The sequence below is a fragment of the Desertimonas flava genome (assembly GCF_003426815.1).
In the GTDB taxonomy this organism is placed as follows: Bacteria; Actinomycetota; Acidimicrobiia; order Acidimicrobiales; family Ilumatobacteraceae; genus Desertimonas; species Desertimonas flava.
The window spans coordinates 90,855-103,775 of the sequence record NZ_QKYK01000004.1; the positions used below are offsets into that span (position 1 = coordinate 90,855).

Annotated in this window: 8 protein-coding genes; 1 reads left to right on the plus strand and 7 read right to left on the minus strand. The window is 72.7% G+C overall.

Features of this window, described 5'->3' with window-relative positions:
• Positions 1-23 precede the first annotated feature (23 nt).
• Positions 24-3,551 (minus strand): Hsp70 family protein, encoded by a 3,528-nt coding sequence (locus DN771_RS30005; RefSeq protein WP_205528460.1) that lies wholly within the window; start codon positions 3,549-3,551, stop codon positions 24-26.
• Positions 3,552-3,775: 224 nt separating this feature from the next.
• Here DN771_RS30005 and DN771_RS07115 point away from each other — a divergent pair, with 224 nt between their 5' ends.
• On the plus strand, positions 3,776-6,925 hold the full coding sequence (locus DN771_RS07115) for an FAD-dependent oxidoreductase (protein WP_205528461.1): 3,150 nt from the start codon (positions 3,776-3,778) through the stop codon (positions 6,923-6,925).
• A 3-nt stretch (positions 6,926-6,928) separates the two neighbouring features.
• Here DN771_RS07115 and DN771_RS07120 read toward each other — a convergent pair whose 3' ends face one another.
• From DN771_RS07120 to DN771_RS07145, 6 genes are read right to left on the minus strand one after another with little or no spacing between them, the layout of a single operon-like run.
• Positions 6,929-8,368, minus strand: coding sequence for an FHA domain-containing protein (locus DN771_RS07120; RefSeq protein ID WP_162941656.1), 1,440 nt, complete (start codon positions 8,366-8,368; stop codon positions 6,929-6,931).
• A 25-nt stretch (positions 8,369-8,393) separates the two neighbouring features.
• Positions 8,394-9,209 carry a protein kinase domain-containing protein gene (locus DN771_RS07125; protein ID WP_116996660.1) on the minus strand — a complete coding sequence of 272 codons (816 nt, stop codon included), beginning with the start codon at positions 9,207-9,209 and terminating at the stop codon, positions 8,394-8,396.
• A gap of 9 nt (positions 9,210-9,218) precedes the next feature.
• Positions 9,219-10,667 carry a serine/threonine-protein kinase gene (locus DN771_RS07130; RefSeq protein WP_116996661.1) on the minus strand — a complete coding sequence of 483 codons (1,449 nt, stop codon included), beginning with the start codon at positions 10,665-10,667 and terminating at the stop codon, positions 9,219-9,221.
• A gap of 41 nt (positions 10,668-10,708) precedes the next feature.
• Positions 10,709-11,566 (minus strand): serine/threonine-protein kinase, encoded by an 858-nt coding sequence (locus DN771_RS07135; protein ID WP_116996662.1) that lies wholly within the window; start codon positions 11,564-11,566, stop codon positions 10,709-10,711.
• The gene (locus DN771_RS07140) at positions 11,563-12,276 is read right to left on the minus strand and encodes a hypothetical protein (RefSeq protein WP_162941657.1); all 714 of its coding nucleotides are present in this window, start codon (positions 12,274-12,276) and stop codon (positions 11,563-11,565) included. Before DN771_RS07140 ends, DN771_RS07135 begins: the two co-directional genes overlap by 4 nt.
• Positions 12,273-12,920 carry a hypothetical protein gene (locus tag DN771_RS07145; protein ID WP_116996664.1) on the minus strand — a complete coding sequence of 216 codons (648 nt, stop codon included), beginning with the start codon at positions 12,918-12,920 and terminating at the stop codon, positions 12,273-12,275. Before DN771_RS07145 ends, DN771_RS07140 begins: the two co-directional genes overlap by 4 nt.
• Position 12,921 lies beyond the last annotated feature (1 nt).

Genomic DNA, 12,921 nt, shown 5'->3' on the forward strand with positions numbered 1-12,921 from the left:
CGCGGCGACGTCGGCCTCAGCGCTCAAACGGGCGCGTCGGGGAGCTGCATGCAGTTGCCGGTGTCGTAGTCGGGTGCGCCGTCACCGTTCACATCGGCGATCTCGTGGGTGCCGATGGTGACCACGACGCAGATGGCGTTGGCGTCGGCAGGGCGATTGACCACGTCGAAGAAGACGTCGTCGACGCGCTCGGGCTGGTCCCACACGAGCCATTGCACCGTGCCGGGCATGCCGGCGGCCTCCGCCGGCGCCGAGTTCCAGTACAGGTGAACGTGCAGGTCGCCGCCGACGGCCGGCGCGAAGTTCTGCGTGGCGATCGTCGGGATGTAGCGCTGGCCGACCGTCTCGATGCTGACGATCTCCGCACGCGGGGTCGTCGGCGCGTCGACCCAGACCCGGACCTCGGCGAGCACGTTGTCACCGGCGAGGCCCACCCAGACGACGGCGCCGAGCGGCTGCAAGCCGAGCGGTCGGCGACCGACGTCGATCGTCTGCGTCACGGTCGCGGTCGTCCGGTCGACGAGGACCAAGGTGCCCGCCTCGGTGTCGATCACCCAGAGGCGATCGCCGTCGATGGCGAGCCCGGCCGGTGCGGTGCCGATGTTCACCTGGTTGGTCACCTGCTGGTAGATCGAGTCGAAGCGGGCGACCGTTCCCTCTCCGCGATTGGCGACCCACACGGCGCTGCCGTCGGCAACGATCGCGTCGGGACCGGTCCCGATCGGAAAACGCCCGAGCACCTGGTTCGAGGCGAGGTCGATCTTCACCAGCTCGTTGGTCGAGCTGGCCGTCACCCAGGCCGCGTTGCCGGCGATGGCGACCCCCTTGGCCCCGGGCACGTCGACGCTCGCCGTGACGGTGAACGAGACGGGATCGACGCGGTCGATCTGGCCTGTGTCGCCGACCACCCAGAGGCTGTCCGCCCCCAACGCGAGGAACGCCGGCTGATCGCCCACGGCGAGCCGTTCGACCTCGAGCGTCTCGGGGTTGATGCGTGCCAGCTGATCGGTCCCGGCCAGGGTGACGAACACGGCGTCAGGCGTCGACAGCACCGCGATCGGCTTGGAGCCCGGCTCGAGCGTGATCACCTCCTGCTGACCGGTCACTGGCTCGAGGCGCGTGACCCGGTCGCCGAACGACGCCGCCGTCCACAAACGGCCCGCGGCATCGGTCGCCACGCCGTCCGGGAACGCCCCGACCGGGACTCGGCGGCCGGTGCTGAGGGCGGCGACCTGCGCATTCGGCAGGGGCACGGTCGTCGGCGCTGCTGTCGTGGACGACGTGGACGTCGTCGTCGACGGAGGCGCCGTCGAGGTGGTGGCCGGCACCGTCGTCGATGTCGTCGTGGTCGTGGAGGTCGTGCTCGTGGTCGTGGAGGTCGACGTCGTTGCCACAGGCTCCGTCGTCAAGGCGGGCTCGGTCGTCTCGACGGGTTCGGTCGTCTCCACCACCGGTTCGGTCGTCGCCACCGGCTCCGTCGTCAAGACGGGCTCCGTCGTCTCGACGGGCTCGGTCGTCTCCACCGTTGGCTCCGTCGTCTCCACCGGCTCCGTCGTCAAGACGGGCTCCGTCGTCTCGACGGGCTCGGTCGTCTCCACCACCGGTTCGGTCGTCGCCACCGGCTCCGTCGTCTCCACAGGGTCGGTCGTCTCCGCCGGCTCCGTCGTCTCCACGGGTTCCGTCGTCTCCACGGCTCCGGTCGTCTCGACCACCTCCACGGCAGTGGTGATCGTCGCCGGCTCCGTCGTCGTCACGGCCGCCGGCTCGGTCGTCTCGACCGGCTCGGTCGTGGCCGCTGGCGGCTCGGTCGTCTCCACGGGTTCGGTCGAGGCGGTCACCGGTGCGGTCGTCTCCTCGACGACGGCATCCAGCGTCTGGACATCACCCAGCGGCGCGGTGGTGGCGTCATCCGGCGGAATCGTCGTACTCGTCGACGCGGCCGCCGCGTCCGAGTCGGCGGCGGCGTCCGTCTCCGGGCTCACCGCCGTCTCCGCCGGACCGTTCGTCGTCGACGTGATCGGCGACCCGGCCGTGGTGGACGATTCTGTGCTGTTGGTGGCGACGGCCTGGTTCGCGCCCTGGCCGTCGTCGCCATCACCGCCGCCACCGCCCCGAGAGGCGATGAGGATCGCGGCGACGACCACGATCACCAGCAGCGGGGCGCCGATGTAGAGCATCCGGCGCCAGTCGATCCCGCCGCCGGCACCACCGCCACCGTCACCGGCAGCACCGCCCTCGGCGTCGCCGTCGTCACCGCCTGGCCCGCCGGGGCCCGAGGGTGGCGGGAGCGGTGGAGGGGTCGCCATCGCCGACCGCACCGTCGGTCGCGACCGGCCGCTGGGCGGGCCGTCCGCAGGCGCCAGGTCGTCCGACGTCGGCGGCTCGGCGGGTGGGGGCGGCGTGGGCGGCGGCGTCGGGGAGTTCGGTGCGGCCAGGGGCGTGTTGCGGGGCGGGATGATCTCCGCCCCGGGAGGGAGGGAACGCCCACGTTCCCGGGCGAGACCGGCCTCGGCCTCCAGCGCCGTGCCGAGACTGACGGCATGCTTCGGGTGCGTGTCGACGGCGACGCGGCGGCCGAGCGCCTCGCTCACCAGGTCGGCCACCACGGGCATCCGCGACGTTCCGCCCACCAGCAACACGGCGTCGAGCTGATCGGGGGTCACCTGCGCCGATCGCAGCGCTCGCTCGAGGGCACCGATCGTCGCCGCCAGGGACGGGCGCACCAGCGCCTCGAGCTCGTCGCGGGTGATCCGGACCTCCCGCTGCACGTTGGGCAGCATCACGGGGATCACGGCTTCGGTGTCCGTCGAGAGCGCCTCTTTCGCTTCGACGCAGTCGCGGCGCAGGCGCGCGGCCCCGGCGGTCACGAGCGGGTCGTCGGGATCGAGGCCGTCGAGGGCTCCTCCCAGCTCGCGCGCCACCAACCCGAACACGGCCTCGTCGATGTCGATGCCGCCGAGGTGTTCGATGCCTTCCGGCGTGCCGAGGATCTCGAATCCGTCGGCGGTCGCCTCGAGGACGGCGGCGTCGAAGGTCCCGCCACCGAGGTCGTACACCACGACCGTGTCGCCGATGGCCAGCCGTTGCGTCGACGCGTAGTAGCGGGCGGCCGCCTCCGGCTCGGTGACGGTGGTCGCCGTCTCCAGGTCGGCCAGCCGCACGGCCTGTTCGAGCAGACCGAGCTTGTACGGGCCCCAGTTCGCCGGGTGGCTGACGGCCACGTGCTCCGGAGGCCCACCCTGTTCGGCGGTCACGAGGTCGATCACCCAGCGGAGCACGCTCGCCATCAACGCCTGGGGCGCCATCGGGGTGCCGCCGAGCAGCAGCGGAGCCGTGTCGCCCACGCGTCGCTTGAACTCCCGAGCGACCCGGGCCGGCGACGTGACCGCCCGCCGATTGGCCGTCTCACCGATCAGCAGCTGACCCTCCTCGGTGAGGAAGACGACGGTGGGCACGACCGAGGAGCGCAACCCGAGCTGGACGACCTCGGCGCGTCCGTCAGCGACGACCGCGGCGCTCGTGTAGGTCGTCCCGAGGTCGATCCCCAGCACGTAGCTCAATGTGGCCCACCCCCCTTCCTGCGCGAGACAGCTCCTCCGTCGAGATGGAAGGCCACAGAATAGGGACCACCCGCCGTGTCGTTCCCACCATTAAGCGGAGTCCGCCTGGCGCCTGACCTGACGGTTGGTGCCCGGCACCAACCGTCAGGTCGCGATCCGTCGCCTCGACGGCAAAGCGGTTGACGTTGCGGGCGGCGTTCGCGACGCTCCATCTCGTGGAAGCACCCGGGCTGGGTGGCCGGGCGGGGCCCGACGCACCGTTGATCGAGATCCGGGAGTGGGGTCGCCCGGCGCGCCGGTTCGCCCTCACCCAGCCGACGGAGTTCGGTCGGGACTGCGACGGTGAGCTGCTCGACGACTCCGAGGTGTCGCGCCGGCACCTCCGGCTGGTCGCCAGCCCGACGGCGCTGTCGGCCGTCGACCTCGGCAGCAGGAACGGGACGATGCTCAACGGGGTCGCGCTCCACGGGCGGGCCTCGCTGCGCACCGGTGACGTCATCCGCATCGGCCGCTCGGAGATCATCGTCCTCGACGCGCCGATCGATGGACCCCGCGACGACGACGCCGATCACGCCGACGAGTACGACGCGGCGCGGCAGACACTGCGCCCGGTCACGTCGGCACCGATACCACCGCCGCCGGCGAGCGCCGAGCGGCCCGCCTCGACGGCGATCGCCATCGCCACCCGGTTGCTGGACATCGAGCGCCGTGACGGAACCGACCCGTTCGCGGCATTCACCGAGCTGCCGTCACGGGTCCCGCGATGGCTGTGGCCCGTCGCTCGGGTGGTCAGCCTCGGCGCGTTCGTCACGCTCGCCGTCGCCCTGTTCGTCCGGCCGGTGGGCGGCCTGTTCGTGCTGTTCGGGGTCATCGTGCCACTGCTCCCTGTGCTGTTTCTGGGCGCCCCCGGCTTCTGGCGCAACGTCTGCCCGCTCGCCACGTGGAACCAACTTCCCCGGGTGCTCGGATTCGCTCGCGCCGGCAATCCGCCCGACGTGATCTACGGGCGCGGCTACCTGATCGCCGTCGCCTTGTTCTTCGGGATCGCCGGGTCGCGACTGGCCGGGCTCGACCGCACCGGCGCGGCGGCCGGCGTGGCGCTCGTCGGCGCGGGCTCGGCGGCGCTCGTCGGCGGCGTGTTCTACAAGGGCAAGAGCGGATGGTGCAGCAGCATCTGCCCGTTGTTCCCGCTGCAGCGGGCGTACGGGCAGACGCCGTTCGTCACCGTGCCCAACCGGCAGTGCCCCTCGTGCGTCGGCTGCGCGAAGAACTGCTACGACTTCCGACCGGTCGCGGCCTACCAGGCCGATCTCGTCGACACCGACCGGTCGTGGAGCGGGCCCCGCAAGCTGTTCGCCGCCGCCCTGCCCGGCTTCGTCCTCGGGTTCTTCAACCTCGCCGGTGACGCCGATCGTTCGCTGCCGGGCACGTACGCCCTCCTCGCCCTCGTCGTGCTCGTGGCGGTCGGCTCGTTCTTCGCCATCGAGGCGGTGACGCCGCTGAGCCCGTCGATGCTCACGGCCGGCTACGTCGCCGTCGCCCTCAACGGCTTCTACTGGTTCGCCGGCCCCGTGATCGCGGCGTCGGCGGCCGAGATCACCGGCGTCGAGATGGCGTGGGTGCGTTGGCCGATCAGCGCGGCGATCCTCCTCGCCTCGTCGCTCTGGCTCGCCCGGACCCGGGTGCGCGAGCTGCAGTTCGCCGTGGCGACCGGTGTGCGCACCGAGCCGGTGGCCCTGCCGTTCCCGAGACGGCGGCCCGACGCGGCGGCACCCGCACCGGCGGCGCAGGTGCGCTTCGGTGCCGAGGCACCGGCCGTCGCCGCCGACTCCGGCGCCAGCTTGCTCGAGGTGGCCGAACGGGTCGGCCTGCCGATCGAGGCCGGCTGCCGCATGGGCGTGTGCGGCGCCGACCCGGTCGCGGTGCTCGACGGGACGTCGTGCCTGTCGCCGCCCGACCAGGACGAGCGCAACACGCTCCGCCGGCTCGGCTTCGCCGCCAACACCCGCATGGCCTGTTGCGCCCGCCTCGATGCCGGGTCGGTGACCGTGTCGCTCACGCCGGAGCCCGGCGACGGTGCGGCCGGGCCCGGGGCTGCTGATCGGGCCGGCGTCGACCGCTCGATCGTCAGCGTGGTGGTGATCGGCAACGGCATCGCCGGGGTCACCGCCGCCGACTTCGTACGGCGCGGGCACCCCGACTGCGAGATCCACCTCGTCGGTCGCGAGCCACACGGTCTCTACAACCGCATGGGCATCTCCCGGCTCGTGTACGGCCGCTCGGCGATGCACGGGCTCTCGCTCCTGCCCGACGGCTGGTACGACGACCACGCCATCACCGCCTGGCTCAACACGCTCGTCACCAAGATCGACGTCGAGGCGCGACGCGTCCACCTCGGCACCGGCCAGGTGATCCCGTACGACCGGTTGATCCTCGCCATGGGTGCGGCCAGCGCGGTCCCGCCGATCCCCGGGTTGGACCGGCCGGGATGCTTCGTGTTGCGCGAGGCGGGCGACGCGATGCAGCTGCGTGCCTACGTCCAGCGGCACCGCGGCACGCGGGCGGTCGTCGCCGGCGCCGGTCTGCTCGGGCTCGAGGCGGCCTACGCGCTGCGGCAGCTCGGCCTGGGCGTGACGGTGCTCGAGCGCAACGATCGGCTGCTGCACCGCCAGGTCGACGCCCGTTGTTCGGAGATGGTGCGGCAGCACCTCCAGCGCCTCGGCATCGACGTGCAGTGCCGGTCGGAGGCGGCACAGATCGCGGGCGACCCCGCCGTCACCTCCGTCACGCTGGCCGACGGACGCGTGCTCGACTGCGACATCGTGCTGACCGCCGTGGGAATCCGGCCGAACGTCGATCTGGCGCGTGAGGCCGGCATCCCCGTCGGCAACGGTGTGCTGGTGGACGACCGGATGCAGACCAACGTGGCCGGCGTGTACGCGGCCGGGGATGTCGCCGAACACCGCGGCACGATCCACGGCCTGTGGCCGATCGCCGCCGAGCAGGCGCAGGCGGCGGCGGTGAACGCGCTCGGGGGCGACATGGAGATCGTCACCGAGACGCCGGCCACGATCCTCAAGGGCGTGGGTCTGGGGCTGTTCGCGATCGGCCGGACCGAGGCCAAGGCGGGCGACGACGTCATCACCGTCGAGGGCTCGGCCCCGCCGTCGTACCGACGGCTCGTCCTGATGGACGGCCGGGCGGTGGGCGCGGTGATCCTCGGTCCCCACCCCGCCGACCAGGCCGCCGTACACACCGTCGTCCGCAACCGGCTGGAGGTGCCCGTCGGTGTCCGCAGTGCCCTTCGCGCCGGCGACTGGTCGCCGCTCCATCACCTGGCGACGGCGGCAAGTCAGCCGGCGTGAGCGTCAGATGTCGTCGCGGAACGTGAACACGTGCGTGGCCACGCTGAGGCTCCAGCCCGAAGGCAGCTCGGTCGGCTCGGACCCCACCATCTCCCACGCGTCCGCCCCCGGGGCGGCGACGAAGGTTCCGGCGGGCGTGCCGGCGTCTCGCACCGACACCCTGCCGTCGACCACGGAGACGTGGGCGTGCACGCGCGACACCTGGTCGTCGCGGAGCACGATCGGTGAGGCGAGGCCCTGGCGAACCGACTCGTCGGACAGCGGCTCGCGGCCGATGACGTAGGAGCGATCGAGCGGATAGATGGCGCCGCCCTCGACGGCGGTCAGCGAGCCCACCCGGCGGGCGACCTCGACGGTCGGGTTGCCCGGCCGCGCGGCCGGCACCACACCAGGGGGTCGGGTGAGCCCCTCGTACACGAACGTGCGACGGCCGACGGCCCCGTGCTCCCCCGGCCGGATGACGCGTGGCTGACCCGGGATCAGACGGTCCCAGGCGCCGCTGGTCTCGTTCCAGAGGTGGGTGCCGTTCGTCGATCCACGGTCGATCAGATGGACCTCGGGGGCGGCCAGGCGCACTTCGGCGTGCACGCGCGACACCGTGTCGGCCGCGTCGTCGAGGGCGATCGGCCGAGCGCTCCCCGCCACGACCGACTCGTCGATCTCGGGCTCACGTCCGAGCACGTAGTCCTCGTCGAGCCCGAACGCCGACCCGTCGTCGAAGACGAGGAGGCCGAGCGACATCCGCTGATCGCGCGGATCCGGAGCCGGCAGCGCGGCCGGCTCGGCGGAGACCGCCTCCTCGACCGCCTCGGCCGGCTCGGCCGCTGCCGCTGCCACGCCGGACTCGTCGACGGCCGCCGGCGCACTGGCCGCCGGCCGTTCCACGCCGTCCACCGGGAGCGGAGGTCTGGGCTCGACGCCCTCGGCCGACAGGGGGAACAGTTCGAACTCCGTGGCGACCACCGGGGCGACCTGCCTGGCCGTCGCGGTGACGCGCAGCCAGCCGCCCGGGACGACGCCCGCTTCGAGCCGCAGCGGGCTGCTGCCCGGTCGTGCCGATCCGGCCGGGGTGATGAGCACGGCGTCGGCCGTCGCCGGGACGATCCGGTCGGTCCACGTGACCGACGAGGCGCCCGACAGCACCTCCTCGGTGCCGGCCGCCGTCACCGCGGCCTCGACCGGACCGTGCAGGAGCACGAGCCAGCCGTCGTCGAGCGCGGCGATCGCGCCGAAGGCCGGCGTCTCGTCGTCGCCGGTGACGAGCGCGGCGAGCCGCTGGGCCAGCGGGCGACCCGGTGGCCCGTCGGCCGCGGCCACGTCGCGCACCAGATCGACGAGCCGTTCGGCGGCGTCACCGTCGACCACGAACAGGGCGACGTCGCCGACAGCGGCCACGACTCCCGAGCCGCTGCCGAGCTCGATGGTCGGCCAGTCCCGGGGCATCAGCGCCTCACCACCGCGCGCGTGGTCATGTCGTCGCCGCCAGCCGGTCGAGTTCACCTGCGAGCAGTTCGGCCGTCGCCGGACGGTCGGCCCGTTCCGCGCTGAGGCACCACGAGATCAGCTCGGCCTCCTCGTCGCTCAGGCCGTCCGCCAGCGCCGGCGGGGTCTCCAACACATGGCGGAGGGCGGCGAACACACTCTCGGTGGGGAGCTCACCGAAGACCGACGCGGACGTCAGCGAGCGATGCAGCGTGACGGCGAGCGCCCAGATGTCCGATGCCCTGCCGGCCGGGCGGCCGAGCAGGGCCCCCGGTTCGGTGAACTCCATGGCGCCGACCGGGCCGATCCCCGTGACCGTTTGACCCGGGGCGAGGAGGTGGGCGAGACCGACGTCGGCGAGCTTGCCGCCCGCACCGTCGAGCATGACGTTGCTCGGCTTGATCGCGCGGTGGGCGATCCCGGCTTCGTGCAGGGCGTGGGCGCCGCGAGCCGCGTCGGCGACGGCGCGCAGGGTCTGGGCCCGCGTCGGCGCCGTGGCCGGCCGGGCCAGCGATCCACCGGCGCAGAGCTCGGTGACCGTGAAGATCGTCCCGTCCTGGTGACCGGCGTCGAGGAGGGCGACGAGCGAGGGAGCCTCGACCGAGGAGATCTGCCGCAGCTCGTCGGCCACGCGCCGGCGGGCGTCGGGGCCGGCCGCCGTGGCATGGACCTTGAGCACGACCCGGTCACCGGCGAGCCCGAGACGCGAAGGTGGGCGGGCGACGATGCACTCGCCGTGGCTCCCGCGACCGAGCTCCTCGATCGGCTCGTAGTCGGCGATCGGTCGCGAGGTGTCCAGCATGGCCGGGCGTCAACGAGTGCTGCGAGAGAGATCGGACAACAGGCCCTCGCACGTCCGCACGACGTCTCCGGCCGCAGCGGCGACCGCACGCGACGTCAGCGGGTGCTCGGCCCGGCGCTTCCAGCGCTCGATGACGGCCTCGGCAGCCGCGCGCAGTTCGTCGGCCGATGCGTCGGCCTCGAGCCCGAGGCGGTCGGCCGCCGTGGTGCCGGCGCCGCCGATCAGCCGCTCGACCTCGGCCTGGTCGTCGGGCGGCAACGTCAGCTCGCCGGATCGCAACTTGCGGAGGAGCGCCAGCTCGCGCAGCTCGTGGGCCGTCGACTCGGCGCGCTCGATCTCGCTGGCGAGGCGCCGGGCCTCGGTCGTGGTGGCGCGGCCGAGGAGGAGCCGCAGTTCCCGGAGGTGCTCCTGCCGGCTGTCCTCGGCGTTCTCGGCCACCGGCAGCAGCGTCGCCGGGTCGGCGGGCGGGGGCCCGACGGCACGCGTCACCCGCTCGGGACGAACGGGACCGCCGACCGAAGGCGGCGGGGTCACCGCGGCCACGTGCTCGGTGAGGGCGGCGACCTGACCGCCGAGCGACGCGCGCAATCCCGTGCGCGCCAACCAGCCGCGTCCGAATACGTCGGTCGCCCGCTCGGCCAGCTCCATGGCGAAGGCGTGGGCGGTCGGAGGCCGGTGCTCGGGATCGGTCATCAGCGCCCACATCACCAGTTCGGCGATGCGGTCGGGGACGGTCGGCGCGACGGACGGGAGCGGGGTCGGCGACGTGTGCACCCGCTGATAGAGCACGGCGAGCGCCGACTCCCCGCGGGGGAACGGCAGCGTGCCCGACAGCAGCTCGTAGAGCGTGACGCCGAGGGCGTAGACATCGGTCGCCGGCGTGACCGGTCCGCCGGTCGCCTGCTCGGGCGCCATGTAGGCCGGCGTCCCGAGCACCTCACCGGCCGCCGTGGCCATCGTCCGCCCACCGGCGATGACGCGGGCGATGCCGAAGTCGGCCACCTTCACCTGAGCAAGATCGCCGGTGAACAGCAGGTTCTCCGGCTTGATGTCGCGGTGCAGCACGCCGTGGCTGTGGGCGTACTCGAGCGCCACCGCCGTGCAGAGCACCATGCCGCACGTCGAGCGCGCATCGAGCCCCTCGGACGTGAACCGGGTCCACGCCGTGCCGCCCGACAGCTGCTCCATCACCAGCAGGCACAGGCCGTCGCGCTCGACGTAGTCGTACACCGGGACGATGTGCGGGTGGTCGAGCGACGCCAGCAGCCGGGCCTCGGCGGCGAACCGGGCGCGGACATCGGGGTCGCTGGCGAAGGCAGGGGGCAGCTGCTTGATCGCGACGTCACGGCCGAGGCGTGTGTGCCGCCCGGCCAACACGACGCCCCATCCCCCGCGGCCCAGCTCATCACCGATGTCGTAGCCCGGGAGGGCGGCGGCAACGGCGTCCCGATCGGTCATCGTCGCGAACAGTACTTGTGGTTGGGGCCGGGCCGTCCGGTTCAGTCGAGTCGGGAGCCGAGCCGGAGCAGCTGTCCGAACATCCCGGCGCTCTGTGGGCGGCGGTCGGGGTCCTTCGCCAGGGCCATGAGGATGGCGTGACCGAGATCGGCGGGAACGTCGGGGACGCGGGTGGACGGGTCCTCGGGAGCATCCTGGAGGTGGGCCCACAGCACCTTCATCCCCTTGCGGTCGGCGAAGGGCGGCGCCCCGGTGATGCAGGCGTAGGCCACACAGCCGAGGGCGTAGACGTCGGTGGCCGGCGTGACCGCGTCGCCGCGGATCTGTTCCGGCGAGATGTAGTCGATGGTGCCGAGCGCCTGTCCGGCGGCCGTCAGCAGCGTCCCATTGGTCTCCTTCACGAGACCGAAGTCGGCGATGTAGGCGGTGTCGGCTGGTCCGGCGTCGAGGAGGATGTTGGCCGGCTTGACGTCGCGGTGGACGATGCCGGCGGCGTGCATCGCGTCGAGCCCGCTGGCCACCTGGCGGCAGATCCGCACCGTCGTCGACGCGTCGAGGCGGCGCTCGCGCTCGATGCGCTGGGCGAGCGTGCCCCCGCCGATCAGCCGTTGCACCATGTAGGGCGTTCCGTCCTGCTCACCGGTGGCCAGCACGGGCACGACGTGGTCGTGTTCGATGCCCTGGGCGATGCGGGCCTCACGGTTGAAGCGGCGGCGGAACGTCATGTCGTCGGCGAGGTCCGGCTTGACCACCTTGAGCGCGACGGCACAGCCGGACTCGTCCTCGGCGCGGTAGACGAACCCGACCCCGCCTTCGCCGAGCAGTCCGGTGACCACGTAGTCGCCGAAGCGTTGGCCGACGCTCGCCGGGCTGTTCGGGTTTCCGGCGGGTCCGCTCATCGGTCGACTCCGAGCAGCGAGCGTGACGTGGAGCCGGGTGTGAGCTGGAGGTCCTGGAAGGCCTTGGCCGCGGCGCGCCAGTCGAACTCGGTGCCGGGCTCTCCGCGGCGGTGGACCTGGATGGCGTAGCCGATCGCCCCCAGCAGGCCCATCGTGGCGAAGGCGATCTGCACGCTGAGCTTGCCTTCCTCGGACCAGTAGACGTCGTCCAAGGACAGCAGGAGGGCGGCCTCGTCGAGCACGAGCGCGCTGCCGATGCCGAACGGGATCGCCAGCCAGCGGTTGCGCGAGTCGCGCGACAGGCTGATCGCCGAGCCGCCGCTGAGCAGGCTGAGCACCGTGCCGGGGACGAGGTGGTGGATGTGGCGACCGCCGGCGACGAGGTTGCGGATCGGGCCGAGTCCACCGCGGGCGCGGATGGCGTGGGTGATCCCGCGAGTGATGGCGAACGTGGTGACGAACGAGGCGACCATGTTCAAGATCGCGTTCTCGCGTGTAGAGCTGACCTTGTAGCCCTCGTAAAGGACGGCCGGCACCCGCCGCAGCGGGATGCGACCGTCGGTGTCGTCCTCGCCGTAGATCACCGGCATCTTGCCGAGGCGCCAGACGCGCACCGTCTCGGCGCCCAGGAGCACGCCGACCGTGCCCACGGACAATCCGCCGAGCGCCTTGGTGCCCCAGGCGATGCGATTCAGTCGCCGCGTGCTCACGCCGCCGGCTCCCGGCGTCGCGGCTTGCCGTACACCCGCCACAGCTCGCCGAGGAAGAGGCGATTGAAGCGCAGCAGCGCCCCGACGTTGCCGGCGGCACCGGCACCCCGCGCGCGGAACGTGGTGAGCTGTCGGGCGAAGGAGCGGGGGGTGATCCGCAGGATCCCCGAGGCGATGATCGGTGCGGCCTCGTCGCCATCGGCCTCCACGTGGCCCGACAGCAACCGCGTGAACAGCGTGGTCGTGTCGGGCCAGAGATCGAAGCCGGGATCGTCGGCGATCACCTTGTGGCCGACGAGCGTCAACGGCGACCCGACGCCGTCGCGGAAGTGGAGGCGGTAGCGCATGCGCCGCTCGCCCCGGCGCTCGGTGGCGACGAAGAGGTGGAAGCGACCCTGCTCGACGGGACGCTTGCCGCCGAGCGCCTCACAGCGGATCCAGCCGGTGGCCGCGGCCTCGTGGGTCGCATCGGCCACGAACTCGTCGATGGGCGGGGTCTCGATCGTCAGGTGGAACAGCAGCGAGGTCTTCGCTGCGACGCCGCGCTCGTGGCCGCGCTCGTAGTCCTCCTCGCCGAACGCGAGGTGACCCTGCATCTCCTCGGTGAACCGCACGCTGGCGGCCGTGGTCGTCGTCCCCGTCATC

Coding starts and splice junctions, on each gene's coding strand:
- DN771_RS07120 (WP_162941656.1), bottom strand. CDS start 8,368: ATGCCCCGGGACTGGCCGACCATCGAGCTCGGCAGCGGCTCGGGAGTC.
- DN771_RS07125 (WP_116996660.1), bottom strand. CDS start 9,209: ATGCTGGACACCTCGCGACCGATCGCCGACTACGAGCCGATCGAGGAG.
- DN771_RS07130 (WP_116996661.1), bottom strand. CDS start 10,667: ATGACCGATCGGGACGCCGTTGCCGCCGCCCTCCCGGGCTACGACATC.
- DN771_RS07135 (WP_116996662.1), bottom strand. CDS start 11,566: ATGAGCGGACCCGCCGGAAACCCGAACAGCCCGGCGAGCGTCGGCCAA.
- DN771_RS07145 (WP_116996664.1), bottom strand. CDS start 12,920: ATGACGGGGACGACGACCACGGCCGCCAGCGTGCGGTTCACCGAGGAG.